The following is a 19,577-nucleotide window of genomic DNA, read 5'->3' on the forward strand; positions in this document are numbered from 1 at the left end:
GAAATCTGACACAAGTTATGGAACACATGGGGATTCGGAAAGGAGAGTACGTATGCGTCCGCTTCTGTTAGGTGTACTCGCCGCCTTGTTTTTTGCGAGCACGTTCGTGTTGAACGAATCGATGCAAGTCGGAGGTGGTCACTGGGCGTACAGTGCCTCGCTCCGCTTCCTGTTCATTATCCCGTTCCTCGCTTTCGTCGTCTACGTCCGGGGTGGTATGACCCGGGTGCGTCGCGCCATCATCGATGAGCCGTGGCCGTGGCTCGTCTGGGGGACGGTCGGCTTCGGTCTGTTTTACGTCCCGATTTGTCTCGCCGCCGAGGTCGCCCCGCCTTGGCTCATCGCCGGCACGTGGCAAGTGACGATTATCGCCGGGGCGCTGTTGTCACCGCTGTTCCGCCGGAGCGATGGGACGCGAGAGCGGATTCCGTGGACGGCGCTCCGCTTCTCGGGACTCATTCTGTTCGGCGTCGTTTTGATGCAAGTCGAGTTTCTCGCCGACTTCGAGCCGCGCTTCCTGTGGATTGGGGTGGTGCCGGTATTGATTGCCGCGTTCGCCTATCCGCTCGGCAACCGGAAGATGATGGCCCACACCGACCTCGACGTGTTCGAGCGCATCCTAGGCATGTGCATCGGCTCGCTCCCGGTCTGGCTCCTGTTGTTCGGCTACGGGCTGACGACGGGGGCGCCCTCGAGCTCGCAACTGACGCAGACGCTCCTCGTCGCACTTTTGTCCGGTGTCGTCGCGACGGTACTCTTCTTCAAGGCGACCGACCTCGTCAAACACGACATGGGGAAACTCGCCACGATCGAGGCGACGCAGGCGCTCGAGGTGTTGTTCGCGCTTATCGGGGAATTGATTTTCCTGCAGGCGCATCTGCCGTCCGGGCTGTCGCTCGTCGGCATCTCGCTCGTCATGATTGGGGTCGTCTTCCACAGCCGTAGCCAGTTCCGTGTAAAGGAGAAGACGATGCCGGCGGCGAATCGATACGACAAGGAGGGGTGAAGATGAAACCGTATGGATTGCTCGGCAAATTGACGGCCGTTCCGGGCGAGCGTGAGATGCTGCTCGCCATCTTGCTCGAGGCGGCCGAGGCGATGGAACGAGAGGCGACGTGTTGCGTGTATCAAGTCGCGGCGTCGCTCGACGACGAGTCGATCGTCGTCTATGAGGTATGGGAGAGTATCGAGGCGCATCAACAGTCGCTGTCGCTTGAGACGACACAGACGTTGATTGGACGGGCGAAGCCGATTTTGGCTAACATCGAACGCTTGGCCGTGTTCGAGCCGAGAAGCAAAAATTAAAAAATCCACGTCCGAGGACGTGGATGGCGGGTCAAGCTTTCGTCAAACTGCCTTTGACTTGCTCATAAAACTCGTCCATCATCCCAGTCCGGCTTCCGAGCTGGCAGATGAGTTCGAGCGTCTCTTTATAGAACTTTTTGACGAGTCCCTTGTTTTTGATGTTGTCCATCGACGCCATCGTCTTGTCGAGGTTTTGGAGAATCTCTTCAATCTGGTCGTCCGAGTCCGGCTTCACGACCGTCATATTGTCCGGGATTTTGACGACTTTGTCTTGCTCCTGATGACGGAACGACGCGCCAAAGCCGAGGTTCTCGATGAACAAGTGCGGCATTACTTTCTGACCGAAGAACTGCTTATGCCAGTCCGTCGCTTTCATCGTGTCCATGTCCTGCTTGAACGTGGACGCTGTCGAGACGTACTTTCTGAACAAGTCGGTCATGAACTTCTCGATGACCGGGATTTGAAGGGCGAAGACGTTTTTTAAGAGCGCGTCGAGCTGTGCGCGTGACAATTGTTGTTCGTTTGACATATCAGTTCCTCTTTTCTATAATACGATATCTTCATCGTATGGGATTGACGGACGTGCGTCAACGCATCCTAAAACATTTTTTCAGAATATTTAATGATTTAAGGTCATTTTGTGCGATAATCGTCTCATGGCTAGACTAAAGAGGAGTGAATCCATATGAACAAAACAATGAAATGGGCGGTCGCGCTCGGCGTGACGGGTGCCCTCGTCGCAACGGTCGGTGTCGTTTCGTCCCGGGGACGGACGGACGATACGACGCAGACGATCCGTGACCGTGAGCTCGGTTATGAGATCATTCTCCCATCGAAAATCGTCGAGGCGATTGAGCGCGGGGACGTCTATATCGAGAAGGCGCAGGACGTCGTCGATGTCGGCGACAAGAACAGCTACGGCACGTTCGACATCTACTATAACGTCGAGGACGGCGACGACCAGTTGTTGTTCCATTTGGACTTGATTGACCGTGAACTATCGGAAGCGGCGTTCGCAGAGGAAGTCGGCTACGGCAACTACCTCGGTGCGAGCGACAAGACGTTCTTCTGGGTCGAACCGACCGAGGCCGTTCCAGGTGCCGAGGCGCACACGGACGAGATTGCCGAACTGCTCGAGACATTACCGGAGCTCGAATTCCGGACGTTATGAGTCCGCCCGTTACGGCGGGCTTTTTCGATTATGCTACAATATGACGTGAGGTGATTTCATGAATTGGACAGTAGAAGAAGTGAGACAGGCAGAACAGGTAGGGGCCCTCGAGGCAGCGGTCAACGCGCATGACAAGATTGACGTGAAACTCGGACACGTGGCGGTCGGTCAGAACGACTACGCCGTCTATGATGGGGACACGCTCGTCGGCTATATGGTGCTCTTTCCGTATCTCCCGAACGAGTATGAAGTGAACGCGCTCGTACATCCGGACTATCGCAAACAAGGCGTCTTCAAGGCACTCTTTGAAACGGCGAAGCAGGACGCGAAACAGAATGGCTGTGAAGCGTTCACGTTCGTCATCGATCCCAAATCGAAGGACGGCAAGGCGGTCATCGACCATCTCGGCGCGGCGTATCAGTTCTCAGAATATAACTTGGTACTGAAAAAAGCCGAGCTGTTCTTGAAGCCGGACGAGGTGTCGCTCCGCGAGGCGACCGAAGCGGACCGTTCGCTCATCATCGAGACGCTCTCTGAAGCGTTCGGTGACCCGGTCGACGTGACAGAGAACATCTATGAACAGATCGACACACCGGACCGCGTGACGTACATCGGTGAGGTCGACGGTCGTCCCGTCGGTGTCATCCGTGCGCTCCTTTCGGGTGAAGATGCCGGCAGCATCCATGCGTTCGGCGTCAAAGCGGACGAGCAAGGCAAGGGCTACGGCACAAAGATGTTGAAACAGATGGTCCAGCAACTGTTCCGCATGGGCCGGACGAAGCTCGAGCTCGACGTCGAGACGGAAAACAAGGCCGCGCTCGAGATTTACAAGCGGGCTGGGTTCGCTGAAAACGGTGGGTATGAGTTTTATTTGTTAGAACTGTGAGGTTAGACAAATGGTTCGAAATTTGAAATGGATGGGTGCCGCCTTTGAGGCGCTGCTCGGCATTCCGGCGCTCGGTGGGCTGTTCATCATCAGCATGGGTTATATGCCGCTCGGGTTCATGCTCGTGTTCCACATCGTCGTGCTCGTCTTGTCGATCACGCGGCTGAAGCGGATTTCGGTTGGACCGATCGTCGGCATCACGGCGTCGGTGCTCGGGTTCATCCCGTTCCTCGGCATGATGTTGCACTGGGCGGCCGCGCTCGCGCTCGCAATCGACGCGCTTTTGACACCGCGCGAACAAGTGCACATGACAAAAGAAGACGACCGATTTTGAAATGAACGCTCTCGGAGACGGGGGCGTTTTTTCATTGACCAAAACTTCAACTGAAAACGCTATACAAAAGCTGGCAATCGGACGATATAGTAGGTGATGAATTACACAGAGGAGGAACTCATAGTGAAGCTATTCAAAAACTTTACGACCCAACTGCTCGCTTGGATTTTGGTCACATCCTTTATCACGGGCGGAGCGGTCGGCTGGATCACGCTCTTGTTGCTCACGGAGCTTGAGATGGCGAAAGGTCAGGTCATGCTCGTCGGGACGGCCGTGGCCTTGCTCATTTCAGGGATTGGTGGCGCCGTCATCTACTTGATCGCCCGTCGTCCGCTCAAGGCCATCGAATTGGCGTCGGACAAGGCGGTCGAGGTCGGAAACGGCGACTTGACGGTCGTGTTCGCGGACGAGACGACGACAGACCGTTCGGAGATGGGACGTCTGCTTCTGTCGATGGACAACATGGTCGGACACCTGCGGGAACAAGGGACGAACATGCGCTACACGGCGGACCAACTCACCGGTTCGGCGCAAGAGATCGCGGCAGCGGTCCAAGAAGGGAACGTCGCCGGTGAGAATATCCGTCAAGCGATGGATGCCTTGAACAAAATGCTCGAAGACAACGTCAACGCGACGTACAGCTCGATGGACTTGCTCGGTGCTGTCGCTCGGACGATGGAGAACATCCGTCAAGAGATGGGATCGGCTTTGAATTCGGCAAATGAGATGCAACAAGAAGCGGAGAGCGGCAAAGGCCTCGCCTCGACGTCGGTCGACGCGATGCACGCGATTGCTGGCAAAGTCGAGCAGTCGTCGACGCTCAACAGCAAGTTGACAGAGATGACAGGCGAAATCTCGCGCATCACGGACGTCATCAGTGACATCTCGGCGCAGACGAACTTGCTCGCCTTGAACGCGTCAATCGAAGCGGCTCGGGCCGGTGAACATGGACGCGGCTTCGCGGTCGTAGCGGCCGAGGTCAAGAAGCTCGCTGAACAGACGGCGAACTCGACGCAAGAAATCACGGATTTGATTGTCGACGTCAAACGTCTCGTCGGCGACACGTCGTCTTCGATGGCGAACGTGAAAGCAGAAGTGGAGACGGGCGTCGGTCTCGTCGAGAAGGCGGGCGGTGCGTTCGCATCGATCCACAACTCGGCGAACGAAGTGTACAGCCACGTCCATTCGGTCGATGCGCTTTTGGATGAGTCGCGCGGACAGATCGACTCGGTCGTCACGAACTCGGCCGGCATCGTCGGCATGGTCGAAGAGGCGTCACGCTACGCGACGGAAGTCACGTCAGCGGCGAGCCAACAAGCGGCGAGTCTCGGTGAAGTGAACGGCGCGATGACGGAGCTCGTTCGTGTCGCGGAGAGTTTGCAGAATGAGACGGAAATGGTCAAAGTATCAAATAATTGATTTAGTAATAGCCTATTTAAATCAATTATTCGTAAAATGAATTATGAGAATGGTAAAAACAGAGGATTGTTACCCGACCGGGCGATAACAATCCTCTGTTTTTGTTTGTCTTATCATGGGTATCAAAAAAGAAGGAGCTGATAAACTCTCCTTCTTTAAACGTTCAAGTTGTTTTAATAAATAAAGCGTGGAATATCAAACTCAACTGTATATTCTTCAAGCTGTTTATAAATCTCATGAATTTTAAAGGTTTGCTTATAGGCCCACTCGATATCGGTAGCGTATTGATACGTACCAGGTTTTGCTGGGTTAAAGCGCATTTTGTAAAGTGTATTCTGTTGTCGCGTATTGTTCACGTATCGTTTACTGATCCATTCTCCACCACCATAAATAGAAGCTGCGGGAGTAAACCAGCCATTATCAAATGCGTGCTTGGCACCACCAGCTGTAGGATTGGCATCTGTCGCACCGATTCCGTACATGTTATAGACTAGTTTGTGACGAGTGCTCGTAGAAGTACTCAAGTTCCCATTCGTATCTACCCAAACACCAGAAGCAAGAGTGGATGTCCCGTTTCCTGTTTCAAGGAAAGCGTGTGACATTAAATAAATTTCGTTAATGTTAAATTCCTTACCAGCGTCGATAAAGGCTTGTGCCTGTCCAGACAAGATTCCTTTTCCTTGGAGCGCTTTATTCAAAATCGTGGCCGATACGTTGGCCGACTTCGAGAGGTCCAAATATTGGAACGATTCTCGTGGTGAATCAAGCGCAGCCTCGAATTTTACGAGACGAGGATCAACTTGATTTAAAATATCAGACTCCATCGCTAACCGCCATGTGTTATCGAAGACTCGTTCAGATTCTCCTGCTTTCCGCTTATAAGAGATGATATAGAAGTTGTCTTTTTCTCCAAGAATCGAGACCACACTGTTACTGTTCAAAACTCCATAGATGTGGGAATTTGTTGTGGCATCGGCACGTACGTTCAAAGTGCTCGCCGAAACTCTTCCGCTTTGAGTGCCTTCAATCAATTGGATGAACTCTTTAGATACATAAGCAGCAGATCCACGGTATTTATCTGTCTGTGCATTAACATTCTTTTGAATTTGAACCATATCAGTTAATTTCAATTCATAATCGCTATAGTTTAAAACGACGTTTTTCGTGCCTGGGATTGTCTCTGGAACAGTCGGGCCCGTATATGGTTTGATGTAAGCGCTACTGACATAAGCAGGAATCAATTTATCACCAAGTTCAAATTCGATCTTAACCCACGAGTCATTTACATGTTCGATGACTCCGATAATTTGGTTGAACAATACAGTGCCGATTTCGTTTGAAGCTGTGACTTGTGGAGTACTACGAACATTTAAACTCGGCATTGCTGTGACGATAGCCTCGTATTCAATTGAATAGTCCTCTTCTGTTTCAACCGGTTTACTTGTCGACGCGGGTGATTTCTCAGTTAAATATTTTTTAGAGACGTAACCGACTTTCCCATCATATTTAACCTTATACCAATCACCATGAGCAGATACAAACTCGACCTGTTTGTTGGTTAAGATAGTAGTCATTACTTTCCCGCTCAATGAATTTTTATCGCGCAAATTCAGATTAGCGGTTGTATAATAGTATTTTTTAGCAGTCGGAGCTACGGGTTTTGAAGAGGTTGGCTTGACTTCTGTCAAATAGCTACTCGCAACATAACCGGTTTTTCCGTTGTAAGTTACACGATACCAACTACCAGATTTCGATACATAGGTCACTTCTTTATTTTTCGGAATCGTGAGCAGAATTTTACCGGACCAAGAGGCCGCACTTCGTAAGTTAAGGTTTTCTTTTGTTTTATACGTAACTTTTTTAACGGGTGTGGATGCAGGCGGTTTAGGTGTTGGTTTTGGTGCTACAGGGCTAACCGTTTTGGTAGTTACCGCAACATAACTAGCAGACACATAACCTGTTTTTGATCCATATTTCACGCGATACCAGTTCCCGGATTTCGAGATGTATTGGACCTCTTTGTTTTTTGGGATATTGACGAGCACTTTACCCGAAAGTGATGCCGAACTACGTAAATTGAGATTTTCTTTGGTCTTATATACGTTCGTTTTTGTTGTCGTTGAGGCGGGTGGCTTCGGTGTCGGCTTTGGAGCAGTAGGCTTTACGGTAACGGGATTAACGCTTTTATTGGTTACCTTAATATAGCTAGCAGACACAAAACCAGTTTTGGAGCCATACTTCACCTTAATCCAATTGCCAGACTTCGCGATGTATTGGACTTCCTTGTTTTTCGGAATCGTAACGAGTACTTTGCCTTTCGTCGAGGCCGTGCTACGTAAATTCAAATTCACGGTTGTGGCATACACTTGTTTCGTCGTGCTAGATGAAGCGTTGTTTTTTGTGACTGTAGTAGGCTTCGGTGCAGCCGCGGTAGCATTTTTGACGACTGTGTTTTGTACCTTGACGTATTTGGCTGCGACATACCCAGTCTTTGATCCGTACTTTACGCGATACCAAGTTCCTGTTTTTGAAAGGTATTGCACCTCTTTATTCTTAGGGATGGTGACAAGGACTCGCGCTTTCAGGCTGGCCGATTGACGCAAATTCAAGTTATCGGTGACAGTATATGTCTGCTTGACCTTACTTGTCGGTGCGGGTGTTGCTGTTGTCATTTTTAAATAGGCGGAAGAAACGTAACGTTTCGCCCCTTTATAGTCAATCTCAGCCCAAGACCCTTTGACGTTCAAGACAGAGACTTTGTTTCCTTTTGTCAACTTTCCAACGATTGGAGATGATGTAGAGGAAGATTGTCGAACATTTAAGATAGATGTATCGACAGTAGCTGTTTTCGATGCGGCATTTACGTCTTGAGTGTACATCGTGGCAACCAGCACACCTGATAAAAAGATAGCAGTACTCAAGCGTTTACTTCGTTTGTTCAATGGTTTTCCTCCTTGATTTCCCTTTGTTCTAGCTATGGCTCGAACCAAGTATAGAGAAAATTGGCAAAGGATTGAAAGGAAATATTTCGAAAATAGGTAAACGATTCAAGAGACTCATAAAATGTATGATTTTATAAAAATTTCTGGCTAATAAATGTGAGGTGAAGATTTCGGGATTTTTTAGAGAGGATAATGGATGTGACAAGTTTTTTACAGAACGATTGTTTTATAGGATGAGTGATGATGCTCTCTTAGGAGGAGAGCCGGACCCAATCACTGCCATGTCTAACTATTACTGAACTCACTAAAAGGAATCGGATGCTCATGTCTGTCAATCAAATTACGATTATTCTTGGAAAAACGATTCAAAACCGCTTAGATCGATTCTTGGTCGCGGACACCAAAATTATATCGAGGACGAACAATTCTCGGCCGGCAGTATGTTGCCGAAAGTCGAGCCAACGAGGCGATTCATTGGCAGACAGGGACAAGTTTTGTGGATGAGGCGAGAACAGCTTTAAAGTGAGGCGGAGCGGCCCAATGATGGGTCATTTTCTATTTGTTTTTGAAGATTCTACTCAAAACGAGTAACTTTTTTTGAAAAAGACTAAACAGAATGAAGATGACTCCGATATAGAGTATGGAAACGCAAAAACGTTACCAACTAATACAAGGTGAGGGGCCGGCCTAAGCCTTGTATGCTCGGACAAATGGATTTGGAAGAGCGGAAAAAACTTAAACCTATGGAGGGAAATTACAATGATTATCAACCACAACCTTAACTCAATGAACGCACATCGTAACATGTCATTTAACACAACACAAACTGGTAAAGCGATGGAGAAGTTATCTTCAGGTCTTCGTATCAACCGTGCAGGTGACGATGCGGCTGGTCTTGCAATCTCTGAAAAAATGCGCGGACAAATTCGCGGTCTTGATATGGCTTCGAAAAACGCACAAGATGGTATTTCACTCATTCAAACTGCAGAGGGTGCTTTGAGTGAAACTCATGACATTCTTCAGCGTATGCGTGAACTCTCTACTCAGTCATCTAACGATACAAACACAGATGCGGATCGTACTGAAATTCAAAAAGAAGTCAACGAATTGGCTAAAGAAATTACTCGTATTTCTGAAAATACAGAATTCAACACTAAGAATCTTATGGGTGAAAATGGATTCTCTGGTAAGTTCCACATTGGTTCTAACCAAGGACAAGACATTTCATTAAATATCTCAGACATGGGTGCTGAAGCTTTAGGTGTAGTCAAGGTAACGCCAGGAGCTACTGCAACAGTTAGTGCCGGTGTTTCAGTTCAAGGACTAACTACAGAGGGCTATAACATTACAGTAACTGCTGCATCAACTGCAACGGGAAATACCGCCACTAACTTTGGTGTTGTAGTTGATGAAGATGCTGGAACTGTAACTATTACCTTGGAACAAGCAGCTGGTGGCGCGGGTACTGGAGCTGTGTCTACAACTCGACAAGACATTGCCGATGCGCTTAACGCAACTGGTAAATTCGCAGCAACTACTACAACTGGAGCTATTACAGCTACAGCTACTGAAGGAATTGATGTCTCGACACAAGAATCTGCTTCACGCGCAATCAGCGTGATTGATAACGCAATTACTAAAGTTTCTGCAGAACGTTCAAAACTTGGTGCAACTCAAAACCGTCTTGAGCACACGATTAACAACTTAAATGTAGGTGCTGAAAACCTTCAAGCTGCTGAATCACGTATCCGTGATGTAGACATGGCTAAAGAGATGATGAACTTCACGAAGAACAACATCCTTAACCAAGCTGCACAAGCTATGATGGCGCAATCGAATCAGCAGCCGCAAGCTGTACTTCAATTGCTCCGTTAATTGGCTCTATAACAAGTTTTATGACTCCCACGACTCCACAAGAGCCGTGGGAGTTTTTTAACTTACATACACAGCCTCGACCTCTCTTAATCGGTTTTTCTTGATGTCCTGCCACTTGTACACGACAGACCAATATGTTCTGCCTAACGCATCTGCAATTTCTTGATCCGTCTGTCCACGTAACTTTGAAGTGACGATATACTCGATGTCTTTCTCCGTATAATCATTTTTAGGCTTAGAGGTAATCACTATTTTATCAGGATTTTCGTCTTTCTCTTGTGACAAACGATAGTCCCAATTCAACTTCCAAGCCATCGAAGGGATTTCAGTGGCATATGATTTTGTGAACTCAAGGAAATTGAGAGCTTCTTGGGTCTTCTGTATTCGGAGGATATAGTTATGCCCGTCATTCCGTCGGCTTAAGACAAATTGGTGTCCAAACGTATCGTGAATAAATTGGCTTAAATAGTTTAACTCAGATGGATGGAAAGCTTGGAGGTATAAAGCGATGTGTGGGGTCAAAATGATTTGATTTTTATTGGAGCGACTCGACCTTGTTAAACAAAGACTGCCGTCATCAAGATAGAGCGCTAACAAAAAGACCGGATCGATGCACTCTCGTAGTAGATGAAGTGGGATGCTTTTTTTACCGGCAATGTACAATTGATTACGGAGCCAAGTGAACAACTCATCGTATTTAGAAGTGAGCGATGCACTTGTCCCATTATTATTCTTGATGATACTTGAGAAAATACGTGGTGCCTGTTTCAATTTCCATTCCCGGTACTCAAGTTGCTTGATAGAAAAGTGTTCACCATACCGTAAATTCGCATTCGGATATTTCTTCTTATGAATGCTAATATGACCGTCTCCTAGCAAAGTCCCTAATAATAAACTTTTCTCATAAGTCGTTAACTCTTCCCATCTCACCAAATATCCCTCCTTATAAGAATATACGTTCGTATATAATATACCCAGTTAGTTTCACAGTATTCTTTTGTATCTAGTTAAGATTAGACGAATTAGTGAACACGATAATATTGAAGATTACTAATCTGATGCCGATATACATAATGAAGAAATCATAATGAGGTGTGATAGCTTATGAATCCAATTATCTCTGAAGTCCGGCTTCACCTACCTTCTTCTGTCTTGCCGTATGAACAAACGAAAAACGTGTTCGTCGAAGCGAATCAAAAAGCCCTCGCCGACGAAGGCATCGTTATTCTCCCGACGCCTCAACACGTAACGAAGTTAGAGGCGGCCGTCGAGAAGGCGAACTTGGTACTCGAACAACAACGTACCGGTATAAAGTTTATGAAACATGAAAAATTGAACGACTATTATATTCAAATTGTGGACACGAACAACGAAGTGATCCGTGAAATACCAAGCAAGAAGTCACTCGATTTTTTCGCTGCGTTTATGGAGTTCAACCAACTCTTCGATGAACGTGTATAAAGGAGGTACATCATGACGACACCTATCCGATTTGGCGGACTCGCCAGTGGGATTGATACCGATACGATCATTAAACAATTGATGCAAGTGGAACGAGTACCGGTCGACAAACTTGAACAAAAGAAACAGACGACTGAATGGAAACGAGATGCCTACCGTGAAATCAACCGCTCCCTTATGAGCTTACGAAATAGTGCTGTCGACCTTATGTTTAGCCGGAATTTCTATGCGAAGACGTCGAGCTCATCTGACGAGTCGCGTATCTCAGTAGTGGCTGGACCATCGAGCGGGAACACGGCAATCAAAATTGAATCCGTTGAAAATTTGGCTACTTCTGCTTCAACCGTAGTTGAACCATTAACAAAAGCTGATCTACCAATCACGGCAACCACTAAAATTTCTGACCTCAAAGGTTTAGTTGCCGGGCAAAAACGCGTCCATCAAGACGTCGATGGTAAAGAAATGATATTGGCTAAAGGATTAGACTTTTCAACCGTCGTTTTAAAAGATAAAGATGGCAACACGTTAATCAATGATGATTTCACTTATGATGCCGTCACTGGAAAACTAACAGCAAATGAACTGACAAAATATCCAGAAGGAGTCATTCCGAAAGGTGTCGTTGCAGAATACACGAGCGGTACAGGGTATGAACTAGGGTTTAAGTCGTCTACGACAGGACCGCATCAAAAAATCGAACTGGGCGCGGATGCGACGGTTCAAGATTTAATCAGTCAATTGAATGGAAAAGATACAGGCCTATCGGCATTCTTTGAACCGTCAACTGGAAAAATTTCAATTTCGACAAAAGAGACAGGGCAAGCTGCCACAATCGATTTTTCCGCGGAAGCGAGGACTGCTCTCGGGCTAAGCGACGCTCCAATTGGTGTAGATGCTAAATTTAAAATCAACGGGATTGATGTGACTCGTTCCTCGAATACTGTCACGTTTGACAACATGACCATCACTTTGAAAGCTGAGTTTAAAGAAGCAAGTAACCCAACACCTGTCACGCTATCAGCCGCAACTGACACCCAAAAAGTATTTGATAACATCAAAGGGTTCGTCGATAAGTATAATGAAACGATTGATTTGATGAACAAGAAAGTCAAAGAAGACCGTTTCCGTTCATTCGCACCGCTCACACAAGCGCAACGTGATGAATTATCTGAAGATGAAATCAAGAAGTGGGAAGAAAAAGCGATGAGCGGTATGCTCCGTGGCGATACGATTGTCCGCGGTGCGATGGATACGATGCGTGGCAAGTGGTCGAGCACATCAGCTTCAACGAACGATGACACAATGCAACAGTTGTTCCAAATTGGTCTTGCGACCGGAGCTGATTTCACGAACGGCGGAAAAATCGAGTTAAACGAAGAGAAACTCAAAGCTGCCATCGAGAAAGATCCAGAACAGGTGTATCAACTGTTCACGAATGCGGAGAGTGGACTGCTTCCACAAATCCGTGATGCGGCAGCTGATTCGAGAGCGACAATCACACGGATTGCCGGAGCGGACGGATCTGGTTCGCAGACCCACTCGATGGGGAAAGAAATGACGGCCATCGATACCCGCATCCAGCGCTTGAACGCACTACTTGTCGATAAAGAAAACGCCTACTACCGTCGCTTCGCGGCGATGGAGACGGCGATGAACCAGGCGAACTCGCAAGCCGCCTCACTGCAACAGTTCTTAGGCGGCGGGATGTAAGAGGAGGAATTTAAATGGTAGCCAATCCATATGCAGCATATCAAAACAACGCGGTCACGACCGCAAACCCACAGGAATTGACGCTCATGCTGTATGACGGGGCGCTCAAGTTCATGCGCCTCGCCAAACTCGCCATCGAGCAAGGGAATGTAGATTTAAAGAATAAGAACATCCAAAAGACTCAAGCCATCTTTCAAGAGATGCGCTTGACGTTAAATAAAGACGTTGCTATCTCGGCGAACTTAGATTCGCTGTATGAGTACATGTGGCGCCGTCTCGTCGACGCGAACGTTAAGAATGACACGACGATCCTCGACGAAGTTCTCGATTTCACAACGGAGCTCCGTGACACGTGGAAGGAAGCGATGAAACTCGCGAAGCAAGCATGAGGCCCATCGATGAAATCATTTTCAAAACACAACGTTTAAAAGACCTGCTAGCTAAAGTGCCGGAAGAGCCGACGTATGACACGTGGATGGATCAAATCCATGAGTTGCTCGACGATCGTGAGCAGTTGCTTGCGGCGCACGGACCGGACTTAAAGGACGCCGACCAGACGGTGATTCGTCAGCTCGTCGATGACAGCCAACAGATTGCCCGATTAATCGAGGCCGAACATCAACGGCTCGGGATGACGCTCGGGACGGCGCGTCAAGAACGGAAGACGGTCAAGTCGTACGTCGACCCGTACGAGGATGTCGACTCGAACTTCTCGGGATTGTTTGATCAACAGACATAAAACAGCTCGAAGGCGCGCCTTCGAGCTGTTTTCGTTCATAAAGTTTTAACTTGCCGTCGCGCCTTTTGTATTACATAGGATGCGCTAAATAAGAACAACCCGCTCACATTAAACTTCAAGTAAACCATCAGGGCATCTTGAAGTGACGACACCGGCAGAAAACCAGTTAATATGACGAGCGGAAGAATCGTTACATGCATCGTGACCCAATGAATTAAAATCTGTTTCGGGAACGACCAACGTCTCACTTCATAGATGACACTCGTCAAACCGAGGAAGAATGCCATCCCACCATAAACGAGCACATTATGTACACCTTCCATATTTCCGCTCCACCATTGATACATCGCAAGCAACCCAAATAGCATGAACCACTTCACGCCACGATCCAGTCCTGTTTTCAATAAACTCATCTATCTCGTCCTCTCATTCATGTGTTGTCTTTGTATACGATTTGATTTGGAAAAAGTTTCAATAGGGATGTAAGGATGCAAAGACGTCTGTTTTCGTATAAAATCGGGTAAATACCACTGTAACCGTTGCTTCTTTTCTGGAAAGGGGAGGGAAACGAGATGAGTGAGAAAAAGGTAAAGCCTAAGTCGTCGAAAGATCGTCGTTACTTCGTCTATGGTCCAGAAGGGGCGTACGATGAGTATGTGGAACGTGACCCGAAACTTGAAGCGTACATCGAAGACGATGCGCCAATCGAAGACGGGCCCGATCCGTATGAAGAAGAAGAGCTCAAATCACGAGGATAAAACATGTGAAGTCAAGGTCCAATCACGGACCTTGACTTTTATTTATTCAGGGTGACGACCCTATACGTTTTCTTACACCGGTCATGCTAGACAATCCAGTATGCTCATCTTATCAACCACCACTCACACGAAAAAAGGAGAGAGTTAAGATGAACATGAAACGATACGGATTGATCCTCGCTTTACCCCTTGCATTGCTTGCAGGCTGCGGAGAGGCCGATGAACTGAAGACGACAGCAACCGATACGGAGGAAGTTGTAGAGGCAGAGAAGAAGGAAGAACCACTGGCAGAATCAACAGAAGAAGCAGAAGTGCAGGAGAGTGAACTTGGTTCAAACCAAATCTTCATGAAGAACAAGGCACTCGACATCAAAGAGACGATTGGCTCTGTCAACTTCGCGATCGATAAAGTGCAGACGTCACGACTTACTGTCAACGAGGCGTACCGAGACTCGTTTGACGGACAAGAAGAAGTGACAGTCGTCGCGATGAATGTCATCGTCGAAAACACGATTGACGATACCGTCAGTTTCCACCCGAACCAAGCGACGCTCGTGACGAACACGGGAGAACAAGTATCAGCTGACTTGTGGTTCTCGGATGACGTCGGCGGCGAGTTCCTCGGAAAAGTGAAGAAGGAAGGGAACGTCCTCTTCTTCGTTAAAGCAATGCCAGAAGAATTAGCAGACGTGAAAGTCGTCATCGATGGACCGTCGGACGCGAACTATGAGTCGATTGAAGAATCTCGTTACGAATATACAATCAATGTCGAGAAATAAACAATGGCCGCGCCAGGGAACTGGTGCGGCCATTTTATGTCCAGAGTAATACCCAAAAAAATTTAACGTTTACCTCGAATGCCCTTTTAAAAATGGGGAATAAGATTTATATAAGTTGGAAAAGTCTTGAGGTAAAGGAGAGGATTGGATTGAAGTCGTACGGATTCATCTTAGCCATTCCCTTGCTCGTGTTAGTCGGATGTGGAGACACGGAGTCATCATCGACTACTACCGAACCTACCAGCCAAAGTGAAAGCGTTCCGTCGACAGACAGCCAAAAAGAGACGACAGAAGCAGAAACGGTACAAGATGAAGAGTTTGAAGTACAGGAAGATGAGATTGGTCGCAGTCAAATTTACATGAAGAATCGTGATTTAGGCATTGAAGAAACGATTGGGCCAATCATCTTTCAAATCGATAAGGTGCAAACGCTGCGTCTAGAAGTCGCTTCTGATTATCGTTTCTTCTTCGATGATCAAAAAGAAGTGACTATTGTCTCATTCAATGTCATCGTCGAAAACACGAGTGATGAGACGGTCAGCTTTCATCCAAACCAAGCCAGGCTCGTCACAAACACAGGCGAACAGGTTGATGCTGACATCGTCATCTCCGAGGATGTAGGCGGAGAATTTTTAGGAAAGGTGAAGAAAGAGGGCGGCGTGCTGTTCCATGTCGAGTCAATGCCTGAAGAACTGACCGAAGTCCGCTTTGTTGTGGAGGGACCTTATAATGATCAGTTCCGTAAAATTGCCGAGGAGCGATATGAATACACGATCGACGTCACCAAATAAAGAGAACGCGCATCTCCGCGATGCGCGTTCTCTTATTGTCGTTGATGCGGCAACGGAATCGTCAACACGTTCCAGTTCTCGCCAGCGAATACTTTCGCGAGAAAGACGATCTGTCCGACGTGATAGCTGTAGTGTGACACTTGTTTCTCAATCGCCCAGATTACGGTCTTCTCTTCGCCGCGGATGAAGACGGTATTGCCAAGGTCTTTCGGCGTGAGGCTCGCCAAGACGTCGTCCAACAGTTGCCAACGTTCGTCCCACGTCGCCATCAGTTCGGCGCGAGACTGTTGTTGGTCCTCGAACTCAGCGTCACGGTTTCGGTCCGGCTTCTCGCCGTCCGTCGTCAAAAAGTCGGTCCAGCGGGACTTCATGTTGTTCGAGATGTGCTGCACGATGACTGCGAGTGAGAGCGTGTCTTTCGCGAGTACACGATGCATGTCCTCATCGTTCACTTGTTTCAACGCGTCTTCGGCAAGCTGTTTCTGTTCCTGGAAAATCGAGCGTACCGTTTCGATATAGCGGGCTTCAAACATGGAATGACCTCCTTTGGATTCCTACTAAGCATACCTCAATCTGAACGTGATAAAAATCATTGAGAAGGAACCGTGCAAGACGCCACCGCGCGATCGGTTCTTGGGTGCCCTGTTTAGGTTTTGATGCGAGTCATGTCGCGTCTATCTCCTTTCGGTTTGGGGGTTCACCCGTGAAGAGCCGACCGCGTTTGTCCGTGAGTGGATGAGCGCGGTTTTTTGTATGCGAAAAGGGAGAGCCGCAGCCCTCCCTTTTAGCCGTTTTCGATTCTAAAATCTTCCCAATGCGAACGGGCCTGGGTACGGATCCGCTCCGATACTTCCTTGCTGCCGAGCAAGATGCCGTACCAACGCCTTGCGTCCTCATACAGACCGAGTGCGGCCGACAAGTCGGCGATCCGCAACATGAGCTGGTCGTATGGGAGGCCGGTCCGGACTTGGTCCGTGTACGCCTCCTGCACCTCGTTGTACTTGTCGAGCGTCCGTTTCATCCATTCCTTCTCGGACGCCTCGTTCCCCGTCAGACGATACATCCAGACGAGACGCATGCCGAGCATGGCGACGACGGACGGCTTCTGTCCACTCAGTTGAGCTGTTATGACGGCGAACTTGTATAGTCGGATGACGTGATCGGCCGAGCGGTCGCCCGTGAGCGCGTCCGCGTTCACCCGGTCGAAGTAGCCATTCTCGAGCGACTCACGATGTGTCTTTCTCACCTTGTCGAACGAGTCATGGAAAACAAGGTGACAGTGACTGCAAACAGTCGGCTCATAAAAGTATGGGTTGGCACCGTCGTACGTCGTGTATCCGTCCTTCGCGACTTCCTGTGGCCGGATGTGGCGCGACAGGACGCGTGGCGTCTCACTCTGTTTCAAGCAATACGGACATTTCACTTTTTTCGAAAAGATATGTTCTGCCATCATCTCACCTCACACGTATACGTTGACGAGCAGGCCGCGAATCTCGCCGACTTGGTCGAGGAGCGACAAACGTGACGCTTCGCCCGAGATGACCTGGTCTGTCAGCGCTAGTAGCTTTTGGTCGACCTGTTCGACGATCTTGTAAATCTTCGCCCGGCCGCGGCGGTTGAAGCCACGTTTGTCCTCGAGGCGGAGCGCCGCGTCAACGGTGTCTTTCATAAAGTCTTTAATGAGTTGCTTATATTCAGCGAGCGACTCGACGGTCTGGCTCTCGGCGAGGAGTTCGCCTTTCTCGTGGATGGCCGCGATTTGGCGCTGGAAGCGCTCGTGCTCGCGGTCCTCCCGTTTTTGGCCGATGACGTTCTGGAACGAGACGCCAGGCTCAGCCTCGGGGCGTTTCGCCTTCCCGGCGCCGTGAAGCGACTGCGTCTCCATGATGCGACGAATGTCCATAGGATCCGTCCTTCCTTAAGTTAGTTCAACAATTGTAGCACGCCTTGCGGCAATGCATTCGATTGGGCGATCATCGCCATGCCGGACTGGTTCAAGATGTTGAGGCGGGCGAAGTCCATCATCTCGCGTGCCATGTCGGCGTCGCGGATGCGGGACTCGGATGCCGTCAAGTTCTCAGACCCGATCGTGACGACGCTCACGTTCGCCTCGAGCCGGTTCTGGATGGCACCGAGCTTCGAGCGTTCGAGCGAGACCTTTTGAATCGCGGCGTCGAACTTGGCGATGGCGTCATTGGCGCCACCTTGCGTCGTCACATCCAGTCCGTCGATTCCGAGTGCACCGGCGCGCATGTCGTCGACGTTCAAGACGACGCCTTCGCCGCTGCCGGCCCCGAGTTGGAAGAAGAGTGTCTCATTGCCGGCGATAAAGTCACCGTTCATGATTTTCTTCGAGTTGAACTCGGTCGTCTCGGCGATCCGGGTCACTTCAGCCGTGAGCGCCGTGATCTCGTCTTGGATCGCTTTGGCGTCATCACCGCTGAGCGTACCATTCGACGCTTGGACCGACAGCTCGCGCATCCGTTGCAGGAGGGCGTGCGTCTCGCTCATCCCGCCTTCGAGCGTCTGCGTGAGCGAGATGCCGTCGAGGGTGTTGCGTTCGGCCATCGACAGTGAGTCGAGACGGATGCGCATCTTCTCGGAGATGGCGAGTCCGGCCGCGTCGTCGGACGCCTTGTTGATGCGGACGCCGCTCGAGAGGCGGTCCATCGTCTTTTTCATCGTCGCCTGGTTGAGCGTGAGCGACGAGTACGCTTTGAGTGCTTGCACGTTATTGGTAATTTTCATAACGGTTTCCTCCTGAAGGTACGGGTTGAAGACGAGCGTTTTCAATCGCCGCGCCCCACGTCTTGTCGAGCTCGGTCGCGAGACCGTGAAGCTCCTCGATTTTGTCCATGTCTTGTTCGATCAACGCCTCGAGGCTCGATTTCGCCATATACAAGTAAAGCTCATCGAGTTGGGCCGAGATGATGCCGCCGCCGTCGTGGAGTCCTTGATGAAGCTTCGCGAGCAGTTCGCGGGCTTGGCGCAAATGGCGGTTGCGTTCGGCGATCGTCGCCGTCTTAGCTTGTTCATAATGGTAGACGAGCGCGTGGAGCATCGCTTGGGTCAGCTCTTCCGGGCTCATTTCGTATAGTCGGTTCGGGTTCATGATGGGTCTCCTTTGATGGTGTCGAGTTCTTCAATCAGTAATAGCACTTCGGCCATGACGTCATAAAGCTGAGGGGGGATCGCATCCCCGAGATCAAGGTCGAGCAGGTGGCCAAGGAGCGAGTGATCGTGCTCGATGGCGACACCGCGCGATCTTGCCTCATCTAAAATTTTATCGGCGACGGCGCCTGTCCCGCGGGCGACGACGACCGGGGCCCGGTCGATCGTCTCGTCATAGCGGACGACGGCGGCCGTCTTTCGTTTCGTCAAATCCATACGTTGATACATAACAGCCT

Annotated in this window: 24 protein-coding genes; 14 read left to right on the forward strand and 10 right to left on the reverse strand. The window is 49.2% G+C overall.

Annotation, left to right across the window (positions count from 1 at the left end):
- Positions 1 to 52 precede the first annotated feature (52 nt).
- Together KNP02_RS02605 and KNP02_RS02610 are read left to right on the forward strand one after the other, a co-directional pair.
- Positions 53 to 1,006, forward strand: a complete 954-nt coding sequence (locus KNP02_RS02605) for a DMT family transporter (protein ID WP_214707189.1) — start codon at positions 53 to 55, stop codon at positions 1,004 to 1,006.
- 2 nt (positions 1,007 to 1,008) lie between these two features.
- Complete coding sequence (locus KNP02_RS02610; RefSeq protein ID WP_214707191.1) at positions 1,009 to 1,305, forward strand: putative quinol monooxygenase; 297 nt, start codon at positions 1,009 to 1,011, stop codon at positions 1,303 to 1,305.
- 31 nt (positions 1,306 to 1,336) lie between these two features.
- Here the strand turns inward: KNP02_RS02610 and KNP02_RS02615 are convergent, their stop codons facing one another.
- The gene (locus KNP02_RS02615) at positions 1,337 to 1,834 is read right to left on the reverse strand and encodes a hypothetical protein (RefSeq protein WP_214707193.1); all 498 of its coding nucleotides are present in this window, start codon (positions 1,832 to 1,834) and stop codon (positions 1,337 to 1,339) included.
- 156 nt (positions 1,835 to 1,990) lie between these two features.
- Between KNP02_RS02615 and KNP02_RS02620 the strand changes: the two genes are divergently transcribed.
- The 4 genes from KNP02_RS02620 (at position 1,991) to KNP02_RS02635 (ending at position 5,115) form a co-directional block, all read left to right on the forward strand.
- Complete coding sequence (locus KNP02_RS02620; protein WP_214707195.1) at positions 1,991 to 2,476, forward strand: hypothetical protein; 486 nt, start codon at positions 1,991 to 1,993, stop codon at positions 2,474 to 2,476.
- Positions 2,477 to 2,534: 58 nt separating this feature from the next.
- The gene (locus KNP02_RS02625; protein ID WP_214707197.1) at positions 2,535 to 3,362 is read left to right on the forward strand and encodes a GNAT family N-acetyltransferase; all 828 of its coding nucleotides are present in this window, start codon (positions 2,535 to 2,537) and stop codon (positions 3,360 to 3,362) included.
- A 10-nt stretch (positions 3,363 to 3,372) separates the two neighbouring features.
- Positions 3,373 to 3,696, forward strand: a complete 324-nt coding sequence (locus KNP02_RS02630) for a hypothetical protein (protein ID WP_214707199.1) — start codon at positions 3,373 to 3,375, stop codon at positions 3,694 to 3,696.
- Positions 3,697 to 3,819: 123 nt separating this feature from the next.
- Entirely contained in the window at positions 3,820 to 5,115 is a 1,296-nt protein-coding gene (locus tag KNP02_RS02635; RefSeq protein WP_214707201.1) for a methyl-accepting chemotaxis protein, read from the forward strand.
- A gap of 173 nt (positions 5,116 to 5,288) precedes the next feature.
- Here KNP02_RS02635 and KNP02_RS02640 read toward each other — a convergent pair whose 3' ends face one another.
- Positions 5,289 to 8,057 carry an SH3 domain-containing protein gene (locus tag KNP02_RS02640; protein WP_214707203.1) on the reverse strand — a complete coding sequence of 923 codons (2,769 nt, stop codon included), beginning with the start codon at positions 8,055 to 8,057 and terminating at the stop codon, positions 5,289 to 5,291.
- 759 nt (positions 8,058 to 8,816) lie between these two features.
- On the opposite strand from KNP02_RS02640, the gene KNP02_RS02645 reads away from it, so the two are divergent.
- Entirely contained in the window at positions 8,817 to 9,932 is a 1,116-nt protein-coding gene (locus KNP02_RS02645; RefSeq protein WP_214751423.1) for a flagellin N-terminal helical domain-containing protein, read from the forward strand.
- A gap of 57 nt (positions 9,933 to 9,989) precedes the next feature.
- On the opposite strand, the gene KNP02_RS02650 is transcribed toward KNP02_RS02645, so the two are convergent.
- Positions 9,990 to 10,862: a DNA endonuclease gene (locus KNP02_RS02650; protein ID WP_214707207.1), complete on the reverse strand. Its 873-nt coding sequence runs from the start codon at positions 10,860 to 10,862 to the stop codon at positions 9,990 to 9,992.
- Positions 10,863 to 11,036: 174 nt separating this feature from the next.
- Between KNP02_RS02650 and KNP02_RS02655 the strand changes: the two genes are divergently transcribed.
- From KNP02_RS02655 to KNP02_RS02670, 4 genes are read left to right on the forward strand one after another with little or no spacing between them, the layout of a single operon-like run.
- Positions 11,037 to 11,393, forward strand: coding sequence for a flagellar protein FlaG (locus tag KNP02_RS02655; RefSeq protein ID WP_214707209.1), 357 nt, complete (start codon positions 11,037 to 11,039; stop codon positions 11,391 to 11,393).
- 12 nt (positions 11,394 to 11,405) lie between these two features.
- Positions 11,406 to 13,103, forward strand: a complete 1,698-nt coding sequence (fliD, locus tag KNP02_RS02660; RefSeq protein ID WP_214707211.1) for a flagellar filament capping protein FliD — start codon at positions 11,406 to 11,408, stop codon at positions 13,101 to 13,103.
- Positions 13,104 to 13,117: 14 nt separating this feature from the next.
- Positions 13,118 to 13,492 (forward strand): flagellar export chaperone FliS, encoded by a 375-nt coding sequence (gene fliS, locus KNP02_RS02665; protein WP_058764181.1) that lies wholly within the window; start codon positions 13,118 to 13,120, stop codon positions 13,490 to 13,492.
- The gene (locus KNP02_RS02670; RefSeq protein ID WP_029595022.1) at positions 13,489 to 13,842 is read left to right on the forward strand and encodes a flagellar protein FliT; all 354 of its coding nucleotides are present in this window, start codon (positions 13,489 to 13,491) and stop codon (positions 13,840 to 13,842) included. The genes fliS and KNP02_RS02670 overlap by 4 nt, the downstream gene beginning before the upstream one ends.
- A gap of 35 nt (positions 13,843 to 13,877) precedes the next feature.
- On the opposite strand, the gene KNP02_RS02675 is transcribed toward KNP02_RS02670, so the two are convergent.
- Positions 13,878 to 14,255 carry a DUF3021 family protein gene (locus KNP02_RS02675; RefSeq protein WP_214707213.1) on the reverse strand — a complete coding sequence of 126 codons (378 nt, stop codon included), beginning with the start codon at positions 14,253 to 14,255 and terminating at the stop codon, positions 13,878 to 13,880.
- 159 nt (positions 14,256 to 14,414) lie between these two features.
- Here KNP02_RS02675 and KNP02_RS02680 point away from each other — a divergent pair, with 159 nt between their 5' ends.
- The 3 genes from KNP02_RS02680 (at position 14,415) to KNP02_RS02690 (ending at position 16,170) form a co-directional block, all read left to right on the forward strand.
- The gene (locus KNP02_RS02680; RefSeq protein ID WP_029595024.1) at positions 14,415 to 14,600 is read left to right on the forward strand and encodes a hypothetical protein; all 186 of its coding nucleotides are present in this window, start codon (positions 14,415 to 14,417) and stop codon (positions 14,598 to 14,600) included.
- Positions 14,601 to 14,749: 149 nt separating this feature from the next.
- Positions 14,750 to 15,379: a DUF4352 domain-containing protein gene (locus tag KNP02_RS02685; protein WP_214707215.1), complete on the forward strand. Its 630-nt coding sequence runs from the start codon at positions 14,750 to 14,752 to the stop codon at positions 15,377 to 15,379.
- Positions 15,380 to 15,528: 149 nt separating this feature from the next.
- On the forward strand, positions 15,529 to 16,170 hold the full coding sequence (locus tag KNP02_RS02690) for a DUF4352 domain-containing protein (protein WP_251130727.1): 642 nt from the start codon (positions 15,529 to 15,531) through the stop codon (positions 16,168 to 16,170).
- A 32-nt stretch (positions 16,171 to 16,202) separates the two neighbouring features.
- Here the strand turns inward: KNP02_RS02690 and KNP02_RS02695 are convergent, their stop codons facing one another.
- The 6 genes from KNP02_RS02695 to KNP02_RS02720 form a co-directional block, all read right to left on the reverse strand.
- The gene (locus KNP02_RS02695) at positions 16,203 to 16,703 is read right to left on the reverse strand and encodes a DUF1572 family protein (protein ID WP_214707217.1); all 501 of its coding nucleotides are present in this window, start codon (positions 16,701 to 16,703) and stop codon (positions 16,203 to 16,205) included.
- Between the two features lie 251 nt (positions 16,704 to 16,954).
- Positions 16,955 to 17,620, reverse strand: a complete 666-nt coding sequence (locus KNP02_RS02700) for a DUF2225 domain-containing protein (protein WP_214707219.1) — start codon at positions 17,618 to 17,620, stop codon at positions 16,955 to 16,957.
- Between the two features lie 9 nt (positions 17,621 to 17,629).
- Positions 17,630 to 18,073: a YaaR family protein gene (locus KNP02_RS02705; protein ID WP_214707221.1), complete on the reverse strand. Its 444-nt coding sequence runs from the start codon at positions 18,071 to 18,073 to the stop codon at positions 17,630 to 17,632.
- A gap of 20 nt (positions 18,074 to 18,093) precedes the next feature.
- The gene (locus tag KNP02_RS02710) at positions 18,094 to 18,918 is read right to left on the reverse strand and encodes a flagellin N-terminal helical domain-containing protein (RefSeq protein WP_214707223.1); all 825 of its coding nucleotides are present in this window, start codon (positions 18,916 to 18,918) and stop codon (positions 18,094 to 18,096) included.
- Positions 18,902 to 19,282 carry a flagellar export chaperone FliS gene (locus KNP02_RS02715; protein WP_214707224.1) on the reverse strand — a complete coding sequence of 127 codons (381 nt, stop codon included), beginning with the start codon at positions 19,280 to 19,282 and terminating at the stop codon, positions 18,902 to 18,904. Before KNP02_RS02715 ends, KNP02_RS02710 begins: the two co-directional genes overlap by 17 nt.
- Positions 19,279 to 19,569 carry an EscU/YscU/HrcU family type III secretion system export apparatus switch protein gene (locus KNP02_RS02720; RefSeq protein ID WP_131472867.1) on the reverse strand — a complete coding sequence of 97 codons (291 nt, stop codon included), beginning with the start codon at positions 19,567 to 19,569 and terminating at the stop codon, positions 19,279 to 19,281. Before KNP02_RS02720 ends, KNP02_RS02715 begins: the two co-directional genes overlap by 4 nt.
- Positions 19,570 to 19,577: the final 8 nt, after the last annotated feature.

The organism is Exiguobacterium sp. s40, assembly GCF_018617905.1.
In the GTDB taxonomy this organism is placed as follows: Bacteria; Bacillota; Bacilli; order Exiguobacteriales; family Exiguobacteriaceae; genus Exiguobacterium; species Exiguobacterium mexicanum_A.